The sequence below is a fragment of the Pseudomonas sp. USTB-Z genome (assembly GCF_019691255.1).
GTDB classification, from domain to species: domain Bacteria; phylum Pseudomonadota; class Gammaproteobacteria; order Pseudomonadales; family Pseudomonadaceae; genus Aquipseudomonas; species Aquipseudomonas alloputida.
Window position 1 is genome coordinate 48,093 of the sequence record NZ_JAECZP010000010.1, and the last position, 19,090, is coordinate 67,182.

Here is a 19,090-nt window from a genome sequence, read left to right on the forward strand (position 1 = left end):
GCAGCCCTCAGCGCTGATAAGCCTTGCCAAAATGCCGTTCCAGGCGCGCCTGCAGCAGCTCCAGCAGTATCGACAGCACCCAGTAGATCACGGCGGCGGTGGTCAGCATCTCCAGGTAGCGATAGCTTGAACGCCCATACGACTGCGCCAGAAACATCACCTCCCAAACCCCCATCACGGAAATCAGCGACGAGTCCTTGAGCATCGAGATGAACTGGTTGGCGGTGGGCGGAATGATCACCCGCATGGCCTGGGGCAGGATGATGTGGCAGAAGATCTGCGGCGTGCGCATGCCCAGGGCCAATGCTGCTTCACGTTGCCCACGGGCCACGCCGAGGATGCCGGCGCGGAAGATCTCGCTCAGGTAGGCCCCGTAGTTCAGCGACAAGGCAATGATGCCGGCGCTGATGGCGCCGGGTACCAGGCCCACCTGCGGCAGCCCCAGGTAGATCAGCAGAATCTGGATCAGCAGCGGCGTGCCACGGAAGAACGAGGTGTAGAAGCTGGCCACACCCACCAACACCGCGCTGTTGGATAACCGTGCCAGCGCGGCGGCAAAGCCGAGCAGCACGGATACCACCATCGAGCACAGGCACAGGAACAGGGTCAGTGCGGCGCCTTGCAGAAAACCATTGGGCCCCAGCTTGAAACCGGCCAGGTTGGGAAACTTCTCCAGAATGATGGCGAACTTCAGGTCAAAGCTGAGGAAGAAGGCGACAAACAGCCCGAACAGCGCCAGCCAGGTCAGCAGTAACCGGGTGCGAAAGCCGAACAGGCCGGCGCCCGCAGGCTTTGCCACGGGCTTGGGGGAGGGAGGGAAGGTGCTCATTTGCTGATGTCGGCACCAATCCATTTCTGCGACAGCTTGGCCAGGGTGCCATCAGCCTTCAGCTCGGCGAACACCTGGCGTACCTTGGCATCCCACTCAGGGTCGCCTTTTTCGATGGCTACCGCGTTGGGCTCTTCATACAGCGGCGCACCGGCCAGCTTGAAGCGCTTGTCCTGCTGCAGGCGCGGCTGCGCGGTCACCAGGTTGGTAATGATGGCGTCCAGGCGCACGCCAGTGCCCAGGCCCAAGTCCTGGAAGGCGACGTTTTCAGTGTCGTAGGGCGCAGCCTGCACGAAGTCGAACGGGTAATCGATCTTCTGGTCTTCCTTGCCTTCAATGACCAGGTTCTTGTTCAGGTAGCTTTCGTAGCTCGATGCACTGATCGAACCCACCTTGCGGCCTTCCAGGTCTTTGGCGCCATGGATGCGCTCATCCGAGGCATTGACCACGATCACGGCGGGCGATGCGTAGTACTCCACGGGGAAGTCAAATACCTCGGCGCGCGCCTTGCTCGGGGTCATCGAGCAAATGCAGATGTCGTAGCGCCCGCTCCAGCGGCCAGCGGCAATCACGTCCCAGGACGGTGTTTCCAGGCGCAGTTTGACGCCGAGTTTGTCGGCCACTGCCTTGGCCACGTCCACATCGTAACCGTCGAGCTGGTTGTGGTCATTGAGGAAGGAAAACGGCGGGTAGCTTTCCATCAGCACGTTAACCATTTCCTTGCGCGATTCAACTCGCTCCAACGTGGCGCCAGCAAAGGCTTGGGTGGCAGTTGCGAGCAGTACAAGGCCCGCACCCAGCAGAGAAGAAAATCGCATGTACATACCTGATATGTTGGGCAAATGGGTGATAGGGTATTTAATAGTTATAACCCTAATCCCCATAATGAATTTTATTCATAAGAACCTTCAGAGAAGTTATATGGCAGAGCGAACGATGGTAATTCTGGACGGTGGCATGGGCCGAGAGCTGCAGCGCAGTGGTGCACCGTTTCGCCAGCCCGAGTGGTCGGCGCTGGCGCTGAGCGAGGCGCCGGAGGCGGTCGTGGGCGTGCATGCAGCCTTCATCGAGGCGGGTGCGCAGGTCATCACCAGCAACAGCTATGCAGTAGTGCCGTTCCACATCGGTGAAGAACGCTTTGCCGCCGAAGGGCGACAGCTGGCCCATATCGCAGGCCAGCTTGCGCGGCACGCGGCAGATAGCGGCGCGCACCCGGTCAGGGTGGCCGGTTCGCTGCCGCCGCTGTTCGGGTCCTACCGCCCCGACCTGTTCCAGCCCGAGCGTGTGGCAGAGGTGCTGACCCCGTTGCTCCAGGGCCTGGCCCCGCATGTTGACCTGTGGCTGGCCGAAACCCAGAGTTCCGTGGCCGAAGTGCGGGCCATTCATAGCCATTTGCCGGCAGACGGCAGGCCGTTCTGGGTGTCCTTCACCCTGCAGGACGAGGACGTCGACGATGTTCCGCGCCTGCGCTCCGGTGAACCGGTGGCCGACGCCATCGAAGCTGCAGTCAGCCTGGGGGTGGCTGCGGTGTTGTTCAACTGCAGCCAGCCTGAGGTGATCGGCGCCGCCATTGATGTCGCGCGCTCCGTCATCGAGCGGCACAACGCCGAGATTGCCATCGGTGCCTATGCCAACGCCTTCCCGCCGCAGCCCAAAGAAGCCACTGCCAACGATGGCCTGGACGAACTGCGCGAAGACCTCGATCCGCCGGGTTACCTGGCATGGGCCAAGGACTGGCGTGCGCGCGGTGCCAGCATGGTCGGCGGTTGCTGTGGCATCGGCCCGGAGCATATCGCCGAGCTGAAACGCAACCTGGCCTAAGCGCCCACGTGACCGGGCGGCTTTTGCAGCGCCCGGCCCGCAGCCATTAAAAAAAACGCCAGTCAGACCCGGATTCCATCGTTTTTCAGGCCCCCGCCATCTCCCTATAGTCCGCTGAAGGCCGATGCTGCATCGGTGTACACAACTCAGCTGGGCGGGAACCGGATATGAACAACAACGAAAAAATCGAGGGCAATGCTGCGGCCGGTGTGGGGACGCGGGTTGTGTGGAGCGGGGAACAGGTACAGCACCCGTACAACGCCACGCAGACCCCGATCGTGGTCAGCGCCGCTTATGGCTATAACGATATCGATGCCTGGTACGACGTGGCGCAGGGCAAGCAGCCGGGCTTCATCTACAGCCGCATGAGCAACCCAACGGTCGCCACGCTGGAAGCAAAACTGGCCGAGCTGGAGCAAGCCGAGTCGGCAGTCGCGTTCAGCAGCGGCATGGCGGCCATTAGTGCTGTGCTGCACACCTTCCTGTCCAACGGCAAACGCGTGGTGTCGACCCGCGACAGCTATGGCGGCACCAACAAGATCTTCGAAGAGTTCCTGCCGCGCATGGGCGTGCAAGTGTGCCTGTGCGATACCCTGGACACTGAAGCGCTGGAGCGCGAGATTGCCGCCGGTTGCGACCTGCTTTACCTGGAAACCCCCACCAACCCGACGCTGAAGGTGCTGGACATTCGTCGGCTGAGCGCCGCTGCGCACAAGGTGGGGGCGCTGGTGGTGGCCGACAACACCTTTGCCACGCCACTGAACCAGAACCCGCTGGCGCTGGGCGTGGATGTGGTGGTGCACAGCGCAACCAAGTTTCTGTCCGGGCATGGTGACGTGCTGGGTGGGGTGGTGTGCGGCGCGGAGGTGCTGATGGCCCAGGTGCGGCACTACCGGGAAATCAACGGTGCGGCGCTGGACCCGTTCTCGGCCTACCTGATCATCCGCGGTATCAAGACCCTGGCAGTGCGCCTGCGCCAGCAGCAAGCCAGTGCCATGGCGTTGGCCCTTTACCTGAGCACTGAGCCGTTGGTTGAGGCGGTGAACTACCCAGGTTTGCCGGCGCATGCCGGGCATGCCATTGCCAAGGCGCAAATGCGCGGGTTTGGCGCCATTGTCAGCTTCGTGCTGAAAGGCGGCATGCCGACCGTGGCCCGTTTGCTGCCGCGGCTGAAGTATGCCCACCGGGCCGGCAACCTTGGCGCGGTAGAAACCATCTATGGCCCGGCGCGCACCACCAGCCATGTCGAGAACACTTTGGAAGAGCGCCTGGCGCTGGGCATTTCCGAAGGGCTGGTGCGCATTTCAGTGGGCATCGAGGAAACCGATGACCTGCTGGCGGACCTGGCACAGGCCTGTGCATCGGTGCGTGAGGAACTGGCCGTCGCAAAGGAATTGCACGCTGACGCAGACGCCTGCCAGCGCCCGGTGCAGGCCTGAGGCTGGCGCGTAGCACTCACCCGTGCGGTGGGTGCCACTTCATGAAGTCGAACAAAAACAATATGCAAGGCAACTCGATTCGCTCTGCCAAGACGAGGTCGTTGCTACGTCCTTGCCCGCCAACTTTCATGAGTAACCCACAATGTCCGTGCAGACAACCACAACTAGAAATGCCTCGGCGCATACCTTCAAGCAGGATATGCAAACCCGCCACATCGTCATGCTGGCACTGGGCGGTGTGATAGGCACCGGCCTGTTTCTCACGTCAGGCTACACCGTTAACCAGGCCGGCCCGTTGGGCGCGGTCATCGCCTACATACTCGGCGCAATCATGGTGTACCTGGTCATGATGTGCCTGGGCGAGCTGGCGGTACACATGCCGGAAGTCGGCTCGTTCAGCAGTTACGCCACGCGTTACCTCGGCCCGGGCACCGGTTACATGGTGGCCTGGATGTACTGGCTGACCTGGACGGTGGCCATCGGCTCCGAATTCACCGCCGCGGGCATCCTGATGGTGCGCTGGTTCCCCGACACGCCGGTATGGATGTGGAGTGCGCTGTTCGGCGCTGCGGTGTTCATCAGCAATATCATTTCGGTGCGATCGTTCGCCGAAACCGAATTCTGGTTGTCACTGGTCAAGGTGTTGGCCGTCATCGCCTTTCTGGTGGTGGGCGGCGGGGCCATTCTGGGTGGCTTCGAGATCCAGCAGGCGCACAGTGCAGGGCTGGGCAATTTCACCCGTGAAGGGTTGTTCCCCACCGGTTTCTGGTCAATTGCCATGACCCTGCTGGCAGTGGCCTTCGCGTTCTCGGGTACCGAGCTGATCGGCATCGCTGCCGGCGAAACCAAAGACCCGGAAAAGAACGTCCCCAAGGCCATTCGCACCACGGTCCTTCGCCTGGCGCTGTTCTTCATCGGCACCATCTTTGTACTGGCCACCTTGCTGCCGCGTGAACAGGCCGGGGTTATTGAAAGCCCGTTCGTGATGGTCTTTGCGATGATTGGTATCCCGTATGCGGCCGATATCATGAACTTCGTCATCATCACCGCGCTGCTGTCTGCCGCCAACTCCGGCCTCTACGCCGCTTCGCGCATGCTCTGGACCCTCAGCGACCAAGGCAACATGCCCCGCCGTTACGCCACGCTGTCGCGCCGCGGCACACCCTTCAATGCAATCGTGCTGAGCATGGCTGGCGGCATGGCTTCGCTGTTGAGCAGTGTGTTTGCCCCCGACACCATCTACCTGGCGCTGGTGTCGATTTCAGGGTTGGCCGTGGTGGTGGTGTGGATCAGCATCGCGGCCAGCCAGATCGCATTCCGCCGTCATTACATCGCCAGCGGCGGCAAGCTCGAGGACCTCAAGTTCCGGGTGCGTGGCTACCCGTTCGTACCACTGGGGGCCATTTTCTGCTGCGTACTGGCCTGCGTCGGCATTGCCTTCGACCCTGCTCAGCGGGTTGCCCTGTACTTCGGCTTGCCCTTCATTGCCTGGTGCTACCTGGCCTATTGGCTGACGTGCAAGTACCGCAGCCGCCGTACGGCCCCGCTGGAAATCGTCGCCCCAGGTTCCGAGGCCGCCTGAGCAGGTGATACTAGGCCACCGGAACCTAGCCACGAGAAGCCGCCGATGACCCAGAAAACCTTGCCCCCCCTGAACTGGCTGAGAGCCTTCGAAGTGTCGGCGCGTTACTTGAACTTCACCCATGCGGCAGAAGAGCTGCACCTTACCCAAGGGGCCGTGAGCCAACAGATTCGTCACCTGGAAAGCCAATTGGGTGTGGCGCTGTTCAAGCGCCTGCCACGCGGGTTGGGGCTGACCGAAGAAGGGCAGTCCTACCTGCCGGTGGTGCAGGACGCCATCAGCCGCCTTGCGGTCGGCACCAATGAAATCTTCGGGCAACGCCAACGTCGGCCGCTGAAGGTACGGGGCAGCCTGTCGTTCCTGCACTTCTGGCTGGCCCCGCGGCTGGCCGACTTTCGGCGTTCGCACCCGCAGGTGGACATCCGCTACATCAGCAACCTGTGGGTCAAGGAGCTGGATGCCGAAGATGATCTGGAAATCCGCTGGGGTAGCGGGCAGTGGGCCGGGGTAGAGGCGCAGCGCCTGACCCGCGACATGCTGGTGCCGGTGTGCGCACCCGCGCTGCTGGCCGGTTGCCCGCTGCGCGACCCGCGCGACCTGGCCCGTGTGCCGTTGCTGCATGTGCTGGGTTACGAGGAGGGGTGGGGCTACTGGCTGGAGCGGGTCGGCGCCGATCAGGTCGACTCTTCCAGTGGCCTGCAGTTCGACACGCTGGTGTCGACCCTGCGCATGGCGGAGCTGGGGCTCGGGGTGGCGCTGGCACGCTCGTCGCTGGTCGAGGACCTGCTGCAGGAGGGGCGGCTGGTCGCTCCCTTTGCCCAGCGTATCGAGGCAAGCGAGTCGTTTTTCCTGGTACGCGGCCTGGGTGAAGCGTTGTCCCCCGATGCCCAGGCGTTCAGCCATTGGCTGGTGGCCATGGCGCATCGTTAATTTACGTAGCTATCTGGAGCACCGATGCAGTACACATCCACGCGCGGCAACGAGACACGGGTCGATTTCCGCACGGCATTGCTTTCTGGCCTGGCCGACGATGGCGGGCTTTATGTGCCCATCTCGGTGCCGGTGTTCAGCCCACAGGAAATTGCCAGCTGGTCGTGGTTGCCCTTCGACGAACTGGCCTGGCGGGTGATGGCACCGTTTGTCGGCGATACCCTCGACGAGCCTACCCTCAGGGCGCTGGTCAGCGACAGCTATCGCGGGTTCCGCCACCGCGGCATTGCGCCGTTGCAGCAGCTTGGCCATAACGAATGGATCCTGCAGCTTTTTCATGGCCCTACCCGGTCCTCCAAGGACTTTGCCGCGCAGTTGCAGGCGCGCTTTGTCCGGCACTTTCTGGGGGCGGAGTGCGAGCGGGTCATGCTGGTCGGTGCCAGCAACGGCGATACCGCAGTAGCGGCTATCGAAGCGCTTCGGCATTGCCCTGCAGCAGGCTTGCTGGCGCTATACCCCAGCGCAGGCACGCCCGCTGACCGCGCGGCAGTGATGCGCAGTGCCGCGTCCGACAGCGTGAGCTGCGTGGCCGTGGATGGCAGCTTTGACGATTGCCAGTCGCTGGTGTCGGCGCTGCTGCGTGACTGGCCATGCCCCGGGCTGATTCCGGTCAGCTTCAACTCCACCAACTGGGTCGGTGTGCTGGCGCAGATCGTGTTCTATTTCCATGCGGCGCTGCAGCTCGGTGGCGGGATACGCCCGGTCGGGTTCAGCATCCCCACGGCCAGTTTTGCCGAGATCTACGCGGGGTTCATTGCCCAGAAAATGGGCCTGCCGATCAACCAGATCATCGTCTCCACCAACCGCAACGATGCCCTGCACCGGTTCATCCACTGCAACCGCTACAGCCGTGGTTCAACCAGCCAGACCTTGTCACCGGTCATGGACTTTTCGCTGTTCTCCAACCTGGAGCGCTTCGTCTGGGAACTGTATGACCGCGATGGCGGGGCGACCCGGGCACTGATGGAGCACTTCGAGGCGTGTGGTGAGCTGAGCATCGGCAACCGCCAGTGGTTGCATGCGCGCATGCTGTTCGACTCCTATGCCGTGGACGACGTGCTGATTCGCGAAGAAATTGTCACGCTGTTCCACGAAACGGGCAGCGCAGTAGACCCTCATGCCGCGACAGGGGTATTCGCCGGGCGCCTGCACCGGCGCAACATCGGTGCGCCCATCGTCACGCTGGGGCAGTTTGCCCCCGAAAAGTCTGCCGGGCTGCTGGCGGAGCTGGGGGCCTGGCACGGCGAGGTGCCCGCCGGTGCGGTCGGCACAGCGGGCGATGGGCCGCTGTTGGCAGCTGACGACCTGGCCGGTGTTCATGCCTTGTTGGCCCGGTTGCAGGCTGGGCGATGAAGCGCATCCTCGACCCCCTGGACGAGCGCATTCTCGCCGAGCTCACCGCCAATGCGCGTATTGCCCACGCCGAGTTGGGGTTGAAGGTGAACCTGTCGCGCAATGCGGTACGCCAGCGCATCGAGCGCCTGGAGCGCGACGGCGCCATTCAGGGTTATACCCTGCGCATCGGTGAGGGCAGACGGCCGGCGTCGTTGATCAACGCGGTGATCTTCGTCTACCGCTATGACCGCATGCGCGGTGAGGCGGTACTCGATGCGCTGCGCCAGATCCCCGAGGTGATCCAGTGTGAAGTGCTCAGCGGCGAGTTCGACCTGATGTTGCGCGTCGAGGCCTCCAGCCCGGAGCGAGTTCACCATGTGTGGAAGGAAATCGCTGCCATGCCCGGGGTGGAGAACACGGTGACTTCGTTCGTCCTGGCCGCGGTGGTCTGAAGCGCGTCTTTGCATCGGCTAGCACAACGCCGCCTGGGTTCGCGCCCAGGCGGCGTTGTGCGTTTTGCCCTGGCGCAGGTGCGCGCTTTGCACTGGCCAGATTGGCCAATAAATACAGCGGATTGCCATATTCAACTGGCAGTGCACGGCTCTTACGCTAGTCCTCATCGACCCACTGCCTGGACAGGACAGCAAACCATGACCGAATACAAAATTGCACTCGTTGGCTTTGGTGGCGTTAACCGCGCGCTTGCCCAACTGATCGCCGAACGCAATGCGCGCTGGCAGCACGAGTTGGGCTTTGGCCTGAAAATCGTTGGTGTCACCGACTTGTTCCTGGGGTCGGTGATCGACCGCGACGGCCTGGATGCCGCCATGCTGGCCGCGCTGCCGGCTCAGAAGGGCGCACTGGCGCAAATCCCTCAAGGTTCGGCCGAGGCGTTCAATGAGGCGGTGATCAAGCAATCAGGCGCCGACATCATCGCCGAGGCCACATTCACCAACCCCAAGGACGGTGAGCCGGCGGCAACCTTCTGCCGCTGGGCGCTGGAGGCGGGCAAGCACGTGGTCACCACCAACAAGGGGCCGATTGCCTTGCATGCCCAGGCGCTCAAGGCCTTGGCCAAGGCCAACGATGTGTCGTTCGAATACGAAGGCGCCGTAATGAGCGGCACACCGGTGCTGCGCATGGCGCGCCAGACCCTGGCGGGCGCGGGCTTGGTAGGTTTCGAGGGCATTCTCAACGGTACCTCTAACTATGTGCTCACGCGCATGGAGGAAGGGCTTGGCTTCAACGAGGCGGTGGCCCAGGCACAAGCGCTTGGCTTTGCCGAGGCTGACCCGACCGCCGATGTGGAAGGCCATGACGTACGCCTGAAGGTGGTGATCCTCGCCAATGAGTTGCTCGGCGCCTGTCTGCAGGTGGGTGATGTGGCCTGCAGCGGTATCAGTGCCATCGACAGCGCAGCTATCGAGCGGGCACAGGCGGCGGCCGAGCGCTGGAAGCTGATCGGCAGCGCCCACCGTGAAGCCGATGGTTCGGTGCGAGCCAGCGTCGAAGCGAAGCTGTTGCCTGGCCATCACCCTTTGGCGGGTATTTCGGGCGCCACCAATGCGCTGGCGTTCGACACCGAGTTGCTGGGGGCTGTAACCGTGTCCGGCCCGGGGGCGGGGCGCATCGAAACGGCTTTTGCCCTGCTGTCGGACATTGTCGCCATTCACACCGCCGGCCATTCGGCCTGAGGAGCAACGTTCATGAGCCTGACTTCCGTATCGCGGGCGCTTGTTCAGCAACCCGCCTTGATCGATGTGTACAACCCCTTCGATGGCAGCCTGGTTGGCAGCGTCGACAACCTCGGCGCAGAAGCGGTGCCTGCCTTGCTCGCCCGTGCCCGTCAGGGTGTGCGTGAAAGTGCGGCGCTGCCCCGGCACCGCCGGGCCGCTATTCTGGAGCACGCCGCTCAGCTCATTGAACGGGATGCGGCAGACTTTGCCGGCCTGATCGTCGATGAAGCGGGCAAGACCCTGCGCCAGGCCGAAAAAGAGGTCAAACGCTGCATCAACACGCTCAAGCTGTCTGCCGAAGAGGCGCGGCGCAACGCCGGTGAGGTGGTGCCTTTCGATGCCTATGAAGGCTCCGAATCGCGTCAGGGCTGGTTCACCCGTGAGCCGTTGGGGTTGATCCTGGCCATTACCCCGTACAACGACCCGCTCAACCTGGTGGCGCACAAGCTGGGGCCAGCACTTGCAGGGGGCAATGCGGTCATTCTGAAACCCTCGGACCTGGCCCCTCTTTCTGCCCTGAAACTGGTGCAGTACCTGGTGGAGGCAGGGTTGCCGGAGGCCGTCGTCACCGTAGCCACAGGGGGCGCCGAACTGGGCAAGGCGCTGGTGGCTGTGCGTGAGGTGCGCATGGTTTCCTTTACGGGCGGTTTCGCGACGGGCGAACAGATTGCGCACGGGGCTGGCTTGAAAAAGCTTGCCATGGACCTTGGCGGCAATGCCCCGGTGCTGGTGCTCAAGGACTGCGACCTTGAAGCCACGGTCGAGTCGTGTGTGTCGGGCGCGTTCTGGGCCGCAGGGCAGAACTGCATCGGCACCCAGCGCATTCTCGTGGATGCCTCGATCTACGAGGCGTTTCGTGCTCGCTTTGTGGCATTGACCCAGGCGATGGTCTGGGGCGATCCGGGCCGGCGCGAAACCGATATGGGGCCGATGATCACCGAAGCGGCTGCACGGCAGATCGAAGCACGCGTCAACCAGGCGCTTGAGGGCGGTGCCCGCCTGCTCTGCGGCCACCAGCGTCAGGGGGCGGTCTATGCGCCGACAGTGCTCGAAAGCGTTGATCCCGTCAGCCGGCTGTGGCTCGAAGAGGTTTTTGCGCCGGTGGTGATGCTGGCGCCCTTCGAGACTGTCGAGCAGGCGATAGCGCTGGCCAATGCCCCGGAGTACAGCTTGCATGCCGGTGTGTTCACCCGTGACCTGTCGCTGGCGTTGAGCCTGGCCCGGCGTATCGAGGCCGGCGGTGTAATGATCAACGACTCTTCCGACTACCGCTTCGATGCCATGCCATTTGGTGGGGCCAAGTATGGGAGTCTTGGGCGTGAGGGGGTGCGGTTCGCCTACGAGGACATGACCCAACCCAAAGTCGTCTGCTTCAACCAGATGGGTTGAGGGGGGGGCACCTCGATGATCACTCGCTACGGATCAAGCGCGCGGATGTCACTGGCGGTCAGTTACAGGGGCCTTTTCGAAACGGCAGGCATCGTGGCCGATGACCTGCAACAGGATGTGCAGGGGCAGTTGCGTCAGGCGCTGAGCGTGATCGACGGCCTGATGGTGCAAGCCAACGTCGGCAAGGCGCAGCTGACGCGGGTTCAGATGTGGCTGGCCGACTACCGCCACTTCGACCTGGTCAACGAAGTGTACGACGCCTGGTTGCAAGGCTGTGCAAAACCGGTGCGGGCCTGCGTGGGCGCCGCCCTGGGGGCTGGCTACCTGGTAGAGGTGCAGGTGTTCGCTGTGTGCCCCGAATAGTCCTTTTCTCTATGACGAGTACCACGGGTCAACGCACAAACCGTGGTACCGCCCGTACATAGATCAGTTCGCTCACCAGCTCTACCAGGGTTTGCGTGATCACGGCTGCCGCCGCCAACCCGCGCATCTCTTCTGGCAGCGCCAGCGCCAGCGGCAGCACCACCAGCGAGTTGCGCGTGGCTGCGCTGAAGGTCACCGAGCGTGCCTCGCTGGCCGGCAGGCGCAGCAGGCGCGCACAGATGAAGCCGAGCACCGGCGCCAGCAGCATGAAGCCGATGTATACCGGAACCACCGGCAGCAAACGGTCGAAATCACGCAGTACCACGACAATCTGCGAAGCGATCACCACCATCAGCACCAAGGCCATCGCCGGCACCGGCAACCACGCCCAGGCGTCGTTCCACGTCGCGATTGCGCGCGAGCGCCGGGCACCGGCGCTGGTGAGCACCGCGAGGGCCATCGGCAACACGATCAACAGCGCGAAGGCTTCCACGAACGGGGTGATGGAAATTGCCACCTGGCGGCTGCCACCCAGCATCAGGGCCAGGTACACCGGCAGCAGCACCAGTTGCGCCAGCAATAACACGGGGGTTGCGGCCAGTGTCAGGCGTGAGTCGCCTTTGCCAATGTGGGTGAACACCACCACGTAGTCGATGCAGGGCGTAAGCAGCACAAGCAGGGCCCCGACAAGGATCGCCGGGTGTTCCACCAGCCCGCGGGTGATGGCCCAGACAAGCAGCGGAACGAGCATGAAATTGGCCAGTAGCAGGGCCGTGATGAAGCGGCGGTTACCCAGGCCCTGGCGCAGGTCGAGGAAGGGTATTTGCAGGAACATCGCGTACATCAACACGGCGATGGCGGGAGTGATCAGGGCTTCCAGATGCCGTGCGCTGTGGCTGGCCATCAAGCCGAAGGCAACGGCTGCGAGCACGGCAGCGAAGTAGATCGGGATCTGGTGGGTCTCGAGTTGTTCTCTGGTCAAGGTGTGGCCTGTGCGGTGATCAACTGGGAACGCGGTCTTTCTGGGAGCGGCCTTGTGTCGCGATAGGGCCGCAAAGCGGCCCCTGCAGTCTATGCATGATGCCGCGATCCTGGGGCCGCTGCGCGGCCCTATCGCGACGCAAGGCCGCTCCCACAGGGATCGCGCCAGCTTTTACAAATTGAGCAAGACAGTTGCTCCTCCAAAGAGCAGCAGTGTGTGTGAAACAAACGAAATCAAACGAAAAAGCCCGGCACTGGGCCGGGCTTTTTCACTTCAGGCAAGCGTCAATCAGTTGCCGTAAACCGGCAGCTTCTTGCAGATGGCCTTGACCTTCTCACGGACGGCGTCGATCACCGCTTCGTTGTTCAGGTCGGCCAGGATGTCGCAGATCCAGCCGGCCAGTTCCTTGCACTCGGCTTCCTTGAAACCACGGGTGGTCACGGCTGGGGTGCCGAAACGCAGGCCCGAGGTGACGAACGGCGAACGCGGGTCGTTCGGTACCGAGTTCTTGTTGACGGTGATGAAAGCTTTGCCCAGTGCGGCGTCAGCATCCTTACCGGAGATTTCCTGCTTGATCAGCGACAGCAGGAACAGGTGGTTCTGGGTGCCACCGGAAACCACGTCGAAACCGCGCTCGATGAACACGCTGGCCATGGCCTGGGCGTTCTTCACGACCTGCTGCTGGTAAGCCTTGAACTCTGGCTGCAGGGCTTCCTTGAAGCAGATGGCCTTGGCCGCGATGACGTGCTCCAGCGGGCCGCCCTGGGCGCCCGGGAAGACGGCGGAGTTCAGCTTCTTCTCGATGTCGGCGTTGGCACGGGCCAGGATCAGGCCGCCGCGCGGGCCGCGCAGGGTCTTGTGGGTGGTGGTGGTAACCACGTCGGCGAACGGAACAGGGTTCGGGTACACGCCAGCGGCAACCAGGCCGGCAACGTGGGCCATGTCGACGAACAGGTAGGCACCGACCTTGTCGGCGATGGCGCGGAAGCGGGCGAAGTCCAGAACCTGCGAGTAGGCCGAGAAGCCGGCAACGATCATCTTGGGCTTGTGCTCGACAGCCAGGCGCTCGACTTCGTCGTAGTCGATCAGGCCATTGCCGTCGATGCCGTACTGGATGGCGTTGTACAGCTTGCCCGAGGAGCTTACCGAAGCGCCGTGGGTCAGGTGGCCACCGTGGGCCAGGCTCATGCCCAGAATGGTGTCACCGGCCGACAGCAGGGCCAGGTAGACGGCAGCGTTGGCCTGGGAGCCAGCGTGCGGCTGTACGTTGGCGTAGTCGGCGCCGAACAGCTCCTTGGCACGGTCGATGGCCAGTTGCTCGACGACGTCGACGTACTCGCAACCGCCGTAGTAGCGCTTGCCTGGGTAGCCTTCGGCGTACTTGTTGGTCAGGACCGAGCCCTGGGCTTCCATGACTGCCGGGCTGGTGTAGTTTTCCGAAGCGATCAGCTCGATATGCTCTTCCTGGCGCAGAGCTTCTTGCTGCATGGCTTCGAAGAGCTCGGCGTCGTACTTGGCAATGGTCAAATCACGGCTGAACATGGCGGTCCTCAAGGATCGGGGTAATTTGGGTGTGCATTCTAACCGATTGATTCGCGGCTGGCATATGAAGTGGCGTCAAGTCGCAGACCAATGGGCTTCATCTTGCATCCCGCGCCGTTTCTGGGCTGGGCGGGGGCAGGAGTTGACCTGGAGGTCCGCTTTTTATGCAGGATTGTGTCGCGACACCGTACGTGTAGGAGCGGGTTTACCCGCGAAGAAGCCGGCGCGGTAGATGGCACCGGCTTCGCCGGTGTTCGCGGGTAAACCCGGTCCTACCGGGACCTTGCGAGCAGGCAGCGTGCGGGTCAATGGAACATGAACAAGGTCTCGTTGGAGAATTGCGCCTCGAACTGATGCGCCGGCATCGGCCGCCCGAACAGATAGCCCTGCACCTCGTCGCAACCATGCTCGCGCAGAAACTCCAGCTGTTCGTGGGTTTCCACGCCCTCGGCGATGACTGCCAGGTTGAGGCTGTGGGCCATGGCGATGATCGCCCGGGCAATCTGCGCGTCCTGCTCGCCTTCGGGCAGGCCGTCGACGAAGGTACGGTCGATCTTCAGCACGTCGATGGGGAACTGCTTGAGGTAGTTGAGCGACGAGTAGCCGGTGCCGAAGTCGTCTACCGCAATGCTCAGGCCGAGGTTTTTCAGGCTGGCAAGAATCTGCAGCGCCTCGTTCACCTCACGCATCAGGATACTTTCGGTCAACTCCAGTTCCAGGCATGCCGGCGGCAGGCCGCTTTCTTCCAGAATGTTGGCAATCCGCGTGCCCAGCTGGCCGTCGGAGAACTGCCGCGCCGAAATATTCACCGACACTTTCGGCACTCTCACCTTGGCCTTGTGCCAGGCCTTGAGCTGGCGGCTGGCCTCGCGCAGCACCCAGTCGCCCACGTCCACCACCAGGCCCAGTTCCTCGATCACCGGGATGAAGTCACCCGGCGGCACCAGGCCACGGGTCGGGTGACGCCAGCGCAGCAGCGCTTCGGCGCCGGTCAGGCGCTTGCCGTCGCCGCTGAACTGCGGCTGGTAATAGAGGATGAACTCGTTCTGCTCCATGGCATGGCGCAGGTCGCTTTCCAGCTCCAGGCGCTCCAGGGCGCTGGCGTTCATTTCGGCCTGGTAGAACTGGAAGTTGTTCTTGCCGCGCTCCTTGGCGTGGTACATGGCGGTGTCGGCGTTCTTCATCAGTTGGCTCAGCTCACTGCCATCCTGCGGACTGAGGGCGATGCCGATGCTGGCGGTGACGAAGAACTCGCGGTTTTCCAGCACGAACGGCCGCACCAGGCTGCCTAGGATGTTCTCGGCCACGTGGATGGCGCGGTTCAGGGCCATTTCGCGGGTGGGGCGCGGCTGCAGCAGCAGGGTGAACTCGTCGCCGCCCATGCGTGCCACCGTGTCGTCGTCATCCACGCAGGCCAGCAGGCGCAGGGCCATGTCCTTAAGCATGCGGTCGCCGGCCGCATGGCCGAGGGAGTCGTTGATCGGTTTGAAGCGGTCGAGGTCGAGGAACATCAGCACCACCCAGGCCTTCTGCCGCTCGGCCTGCTGCAGGGCATTGTACAAACGATCCTGGAACAGTGTGCGGTTGGGCAGGTGGGTAAGGGCGTCGTAGTAGGCCAGGCGGTGGATGCGCTGTTCGCTGGCCTTGCGTTCGCTGATGTCGGTGAAGAAGCACACGTAGCTGGCCAGGTCGCCTTCGTCGTCCAGTACCGCAGTGATGCCGACCCAGGCCGGGTAATGGTCGCCGTCACGGCGCTTGAGCCACACTTCACCTTCCCAGCTGCCGCGCTGGTGCAGTTGCTTGACCACATAGCGCAGATGGCCTTCCTGCTGTTCGTCGACAGTGAGCATGCCCGGTAATTGGTCGAGCACTTCACTGACGGCGTAACCGCTGACGCGGCTGAACGCCTCGTTGGCCTGGACGATATAGCCGGCCGGGTCGGTGATGAGGATCGCCGACGTGGAATGTTCGAATACGGTCGCGGCCATGCGCAGGTCTTTTTCGGCACGACGTTGCTGGCTGATGTCGCGGCCCACCCCGAGTACGCCTTCGAAGCGCTGGTCATCGTCCCACACCAGCACCAGGCGCAGCTCGATCGGGATCTTGCGGCCATCGGCACGCAGGCAGTCGAACAGGAACAGTTGGGTGGGTAACTGGCTGCACAGTTGCGCCATCTGCGCCGGATCGCCCATGGCCTTGCTGACACGCTCCATCAGGCTGTAAATGCCGGTGAGCTGGGCCGGGTTGGCGACGATCGACTGCCAGCCGTTGGCGAAGATCCAGTCGGCCTGGTAGCCCAGCACGCTCTGTACCGAGGGGCTGACATAGTTGAGCTTGAGCTGGTTGTCGGTGGAAAAGATCACGTCACTGATGCTTTCGGCGAGCATGCGGTAGCGTTGCTCGCTGTCACGTAGCGACTGGCTGGCCTCGATCTGAACGGTCACATCCTTGCCCACACCGATGATGCGCGTCACCAGGCCTTCGGCGTTGCGGGTCAGCACTTGCTCGCGGATGTCGTAGCAGCGCCAGCTTCCGTCGCGGTGGCGGAAGCGCAGCTGGCAGTGCAGCGGTTGGTCATGACCGCTGTCGCGCTGTTGCTGGCGCAGTGCCTGGTAGTGTGCGGCGTCCTCGGGGTGCAGCAGCAGCTCCCAGAAGCGGTCGCCCATCTGTGCCAGCTCGGTGCGGTCGTAGCCCAGGGTCTGGCCGAGGTGGCGGTTGCTGAAGATCATCCGTTGGCTGGGCACATCCTGCACATACAACTGGTCGGGTACGGTGCGTACCACGTCCGACCAGAAGCTTTCGCGCTCCAGTAGCGACAGCTCCACCTGTTTGCGGCTGGTGATATCGCTGATGCTGAGGATAACCGCCTGATAATCACGACGCTGCAGCGGCATGCGAGCCATCAGCCACAGGTGCAGCTCGTCGCCTTGCGGTGTCGGCAAGCGCACTTCCAGCTCCAGCAGCGGGCGTTGTTCGATCAGTGCGTCGATCAGTTGCATGCCGACGCTGTCTCGGCTGTCGCCAGTGCCATTGATCAGCCGCTGCCAGGCACCTTCGTGGCAGTCGATGTTCAGCAGCTGGCGCGCCACTTGGTTGACCTCGGTGATCTTCAGCTCCAGCAGCAGCGAGCGGCGCAGGTTCGGGTCCAGCGCCAGGCTGTGCTTGAGTGCGGCCCGGTTGCGCAGGTGGTAGCGATCGAGCTGGCCGGGCAGGCTGGACAGGTCGAGCACGCACAGGGCAACGCCGGTGCCTTCAAAAATTTCCTGATAACGCCGGCGGTCTTCCTGCAGCGCCCGCTGGCGGCGACGCATGTTGATCAGCGCCAGCACCGGCAGTAGGGCGCAGAACAGCACCAGCAGGCACTTGCCGAACAGCGCCGGCAATAGTTTTTGCCGGGCCAGTTTGGCGTCGAACAGACCGCGTAGCTGCCAGGTGCTGTTTTCGATGAAGGCCAGCATCACGCTTTGCAGCGGCTCGTCGCTGGTGTCGGCTGCGGCATGGCGCTGCAGCACCTCGCCGCTGCGGCTGTTTTCCAGCAGCCACTGCGGGTGGCCACTGCCCTCGAGGTGGAGGGTGAGCTCGCGGTAATAGTCCGGTGACAGGCGCAGTAGCCAGTAGCCGCTACCCTGTGCGGCATCCTGGCGCAGCAACAGGTACAGGAGGTGGTTGTCGGCCGAATTGGTGAAGAAGTACGGGCGTCCCTGGCTCAGCACGAGCAACTCGTCAAGCGACTGGCGGTCAGGGCTGCCGGCCAGGCTGTCGGCGCGTAGCTGCCCGGTGTTGTCCAGCCAGGCCACGCTCTGCAGGGCGGGGAGGCGCTCGCGCAGGGTACCGAGCAGGCTGGGCAGGGCGGCAGGTGTTGGTGCATCAAGGTAGGGTTGCACCACGTTAACGGCCTGTTGCGCCTTGAGCGCCATGTTCAGGCTCAGGTGGTCGGCCAGTTCCGCTGAGGCGTCCAGGCTCTGTTTGCGCAATTCGGCCTGGGTATGATTGAACTGGGCGAACAGCTGCCACAGCAGCAGGCCCAGCAGGATCAGGGCCAGCAGCGCCAGCGCACCCTTGATCGACCCGCGCAGGATAGTTGCGGGTGCTTGTGGGGCGGAACGCAATGACGACGGATGAGTAAGGTTGGTCAAGCGTTGATCCTGCGATTGGGCTGGCGATGGCAGGGAATGATCGTGCACGGAGCGTGCCGGCGCCGGGCTTGCGCACCGCGGTGGCGCACTATAAGGCCGGACACCCGAAACCGGCTAGCATGCCTCGGATTATGGCGAAGTGCCAGCCATGTTGACCGGTGGTGGCTGCCCGGTGGTTCGGCAAGCCCCTGTAACCTGTGCGAGAATAGCGCCCGCTATACATGACAACGCATCGGAGATGTTCGGTTTTGGTTACTCACTTTTCCTCCAATGGCCTCGATTCCGCCTGCGGGCGCAGCAGTCAGACCCTTGTCAGCACTGCCGTGACCGAGGACGTATCCTGCAAGTCTTGCCAGCGCTCGCTGGGCAAACCCGAGGCAGCCGCTGCCGCCAAAAGCAAGGCCCCATCGCTGGCTGAACTGCGCAAGACCGCCAAGGTGGCAGCAGAGCCGGCTGTTGCCGTGGCGGCGGCCAAGCCGGCAGCCAAGGTGGTCAGCACTGCGCCTGCCAAACCGGCCAAGGCGGCCGAGCAGCAACCTGCCCGCAGCGGCGGCTTCAGCGTGAAGTCCGCCTGGGCCGCACGCCTGGCCGAGCAGGGCGACCGTTGCCGCTTGCCGCGGGGCAAGGCCAAGCAGCGTCACGTCTGAGCCTCTTCGGCTGCTGTGCCGGCCCTTTCGCGGGCTCGCCCGCTCCCACAGGAATCGTGGATTCTTCAGACTCTGTGGTGACTCTGTGGGAGCGGGCATGCCCGCGAAGAGGCCGGCACAGGCAATGAATTCATCCCAGGGACCGCACTGATCACACCCCACCATCGGCCCCTCCTATGCAACGCCGCGCGTTGGCGTAGAATGGTCGACTTTGTTCAATGACACCCCCAATACACATCTCCCTGGCCATGCTGCCGGGGCGATCGGCGATGTCTTTACCTATCTGATTAGAGGGCTTG

The 19,090-nt window shown here is 63.2% G+C and carries 15 protein-coding genes; 10 read left to right on the forward strand and 5 right to left on the reverse strand.

The genetic code is table 11. The features are described 5' to 3' along the window. Positions 1-7: 7 nt before the first annotated feature. Positions 8-829: an amino acid ABC transporter permease gene (locus I8746_RS13640; RefSeq protein ID WP_003247513.1), complete on the reverse strand. Its 822-nt coding sequence runs from the start codon at positions 827-829 to the stop codon at positions 8-10. After that, positions 826-1,647 (reverse strand): ABC transporter substrate-binding protein, encoded by an 822-nt coding sequence (locus I8746_RS13645; protein WP_003247511.1) that lies wholly within the window; start codon positions 1,645-1,647, stop codon positions 826-828. Before I8746_RS13645 ends, I8746_RS13640 begins: the two co-directional genes overlap by 4 nt. A 118-nt stretch (positions 1,648-1,765) precedes the next feature. Between I8746_RS13645 and I8746_RS13650 the strand changes: the two genes are divergently transcribed. The 9 genes from I8746_RS13650 to I8746_RS13690 all read left to right on the forward strand — a co-directional run bounded on the left by I8746_RS13650 (position 1,766) and on the right by I8746_RS13690 (position 11,484). Further along, entirely contained in the window at positions 1,766-2,650 is an 885-nt protein-coding gene (locus I8746_RS13650) for a homocysteine S-methyltransferase family protein (RefSeq protein ID WP_181318755.1), read from the forward strand. A gap of 167 nt (positions 2,651-2,817) precedes the next feature. Further along, positions 2,818-4,089, forward strand: coding sequence for a cystathionine gamma-synthase family protein (locus I8746_RS13655; protein ID WP_047605107.1), 1,272 nt, complete (start codon positions 2,818-2,820; stop codon positions 4,087-4,089). A gap of 142 nt (positions 4,090-4,231) precedes the next feature. Continuing rightward, positions 4,232-5,671, forward strand: a complete 1,440-nt coding sequence (locus I8746_RS13660; RefSeq protein ID WP_010951918.1) for an amino acid permease — start codon at positions 4,232-4,234, stop codon at positions 5,669-5,671. Positions 5,672-5,716: 45 nt separating this feature from the next. Continuing rightward, positions 5,717-6,601: a LysR substrate-binding domain-containing protein gene (locus I8746_RS13665; RefSeq protein ID WP_014859427.1), complete on the forward strand. Its 885-nt coding sequence runs from the start codon at positions 5,717-5,719 to the stop codon at positions 6,599-6,601. Positions 6,602-6,625: 24 nt separating this feature from the next. Continuing rightward, positions 6,626-8,014 carry a threonine synthase gene (locus tag I8746_RS13670; RefSeq protein ID WP_070096318.1) on the forward strand — a complete coding sequence of 463 codons (1,389 nt, stop codon included), beginning with the start codon at positions 6,626-6,628 and terminating at the stop codon, positions 8,012-8,014. Then, complete coding sequence (locus I8746_RS13675; RefSeq protein ID WP_010951921.1) at positions 8,011-8,448, forward strand: Lrp/AsnC family transcriptional regulator; 438 nt, start codon at positions 8,011-8,013, stop codon at positions 8,446-8,448. Before I8746_RS13670 ends, I8746_RS13675 begins: the two co-directional genes overlap by 4 nt. 198 nt (positions 8,449-8,646) lie before the next feature. Next, positions 8,647-9,690, forward strand: a complete 1,044-nt coding sequence (locus tag I8746_RS13680; protein ID WP_221100756.1) for a homoserine dehydrogenase — start codon at positions 8,647-8,649, stop codon at positions 9,688-9,690. Between the two features lie 12 nt (positions 9,691-9,702). Continuing rightward, positions 9,703-11,121, forward strand: a complete 1,419-nt coding sequence (locus I8746_RS13685; RefSeq protein WP_221100757.1) for an aldehyde dehydrogenase family protein — start codon at positions 9,703-9,705, stop codon at positions 11,119-11,121. A gap of 15 nt (positions 11,122-11,136) precedes the next feature. Next, positions 11,137-11,484 carry a RidA family protein gene (locus I8746_RS13690; RefSeq protein ID WP_256596083.1) on the forward strand — a complete coding sequence of 116 codons (348 nt, stop codon included), beginning with the start codon at positions 11,137-11,139 and terminating at the stop codon, positions 11,482-11,484. A gap of 28 nt (positions 11,485-11,512) precedes the next feature. On the opposite strand, the gene I8746_RS13695 is transcribed toward I8746_RS13690, so the two are convergent. The 3 genes from I8746_RS13695 to I8746_RS13705 form a co-directional block, all read right to left on the reverse strand. Further along, positions 11,513-12,466 (reverse strand): arsenic resistance protein, encoded by a 954-nt coding sequence (locus I8746_RS13695; RefSeq protein WP_221100758.1) that lies wholly within the window; start codon positions 12,464-12,466, stop codon positions 11,513-11,515. A 288-nt stretch (positions 12,467-12,754) separates the two neighbouring features. Beyond that, a complete protein-coding gene (gene glyA / locus I8746_RS13700) occupies positions 12,755-14,008 on the reverse strand; it encodes a serine hydroxymethyltransferase (RefSeq protein WP_003247505.1) in 1,254 nt (417 codons plus the stop codon). Between the two features lie 305 nt (positions 14,009-14,313). Next, positions 14,314-18,144: an EAL domain-containing protein gene (locus I8746_RS13705; RefSeq protein WP_221100759.1), complete on the reverse strand. Its 3,831-nt coding sequence runs from the start codon at positions 18,142-18,144 to the stop codon at positions 14,314-14,316. Positions 18,145-18,392: 248 nt separating this feature from the next. On the opposite strand from I8746_RS13705, the gene I8746_RS13710 reads away from it, so the two are divergent. Continuing rightward, positions 18,393-18,791, forward strand: a complete 399-nt coding sequence (locus I8746_RS13710) for a hypothetical protein (RefSeq protein ID WP_088513535.1) — start codon at positions 18,393-18,395, stop codon at positions 18,789-18,791. The last annotated feature ends 299 nt before the right edge of the window (positions 18,792-19,090 follow it).

Excerpts from the sequence above, each read along its gene's own strand:
- glyA (WP_003247505.1), bottom strand. The coding sequence starts at position 14,008 with ATGTTCAGCCGTGATTTGACCATTGCCAAGTACGACGCCGAGCTCTTC.
- I8746_RS13650 (WP_181318755.1), top strand. The coding sequence starts at position 1,766 with ATGGTAATTCTGGACGGTGGCATGGGCCGAGAGCTGCAGCGCAGTGGT.
- I8746_RS13675 (WP_010951921.1), top strand. The coding sequence starts at position 8,011 with ATGAAGCGCATCCTCGACCCCCTGGACGAGCGCATTCTCGCCGAGCTC.
- I8746_RS13680 (WP_221100756.1), top strand. The coding sequence starts at position 8,647 with ATGACCGAATACAAAATTGCACTCGTTGGCTTTGGTGGCGTTAACCGC.
- I8746_RS13640 (WP_003247513.1), bottom strand. The coding sequence starts at position 829 with ATGAGCACCTTCCCTCCCTCCCCCAAGCCCGTGGCAAAGCCTGCGGGC.
- I8746_RS13665 (WP_014859427.1), top strand. The coding sequence starts at position 5,717 with ATGACCCAGAAAACCTTGCCCCCCCTGAACTGGCTGAGAGCCTTCGAA.
- I8746_RS13690 (WP_256596083.1), top strand. The coding sequence starts at position 11,137 with ATGATCACTCGCTACGGATCAAGCGCGCGGATGTCACTGGCGGTCAGT.
- I8746_RS13655 (WP_047605107.1), top strand. The coding sequence starts at position 2,818 with ATGAACAACAACGAAAAAATCGAGGGCAATGCTGCGGCCGGTGTGGGG.
- I8746_RS13645 (WP_003247511.1), bottom strand. The coding sequence starts at position 1,647 with ATGCGATTTTCTTCTCTGCTGGGTGCGGGCCTTGTACTGCTCGCAACT.
- I8746_RS13685 (WP_221100757.1), top strand. The coding sequence starts at position 9,703 with ATGAGCCTGACTTCCGTATCGCGGGCGCTTGTTCAGCAACCCGCCTTG.
- I8746_RS13670 (WP_070096318.1), top strand. The coding sequence starts at position 6,626 with ATGCAGTACACATCCACGCGCGGCAACGAGACACGGGTCGATTTCCGC.
- I8746_RS13660 (WP_010951918.1), top strand. The coding sequence starts at position 4,232 with ATGTCCGTGCAGACAACCACAACTAGAAATGCCTCGGCGCATACCTTC.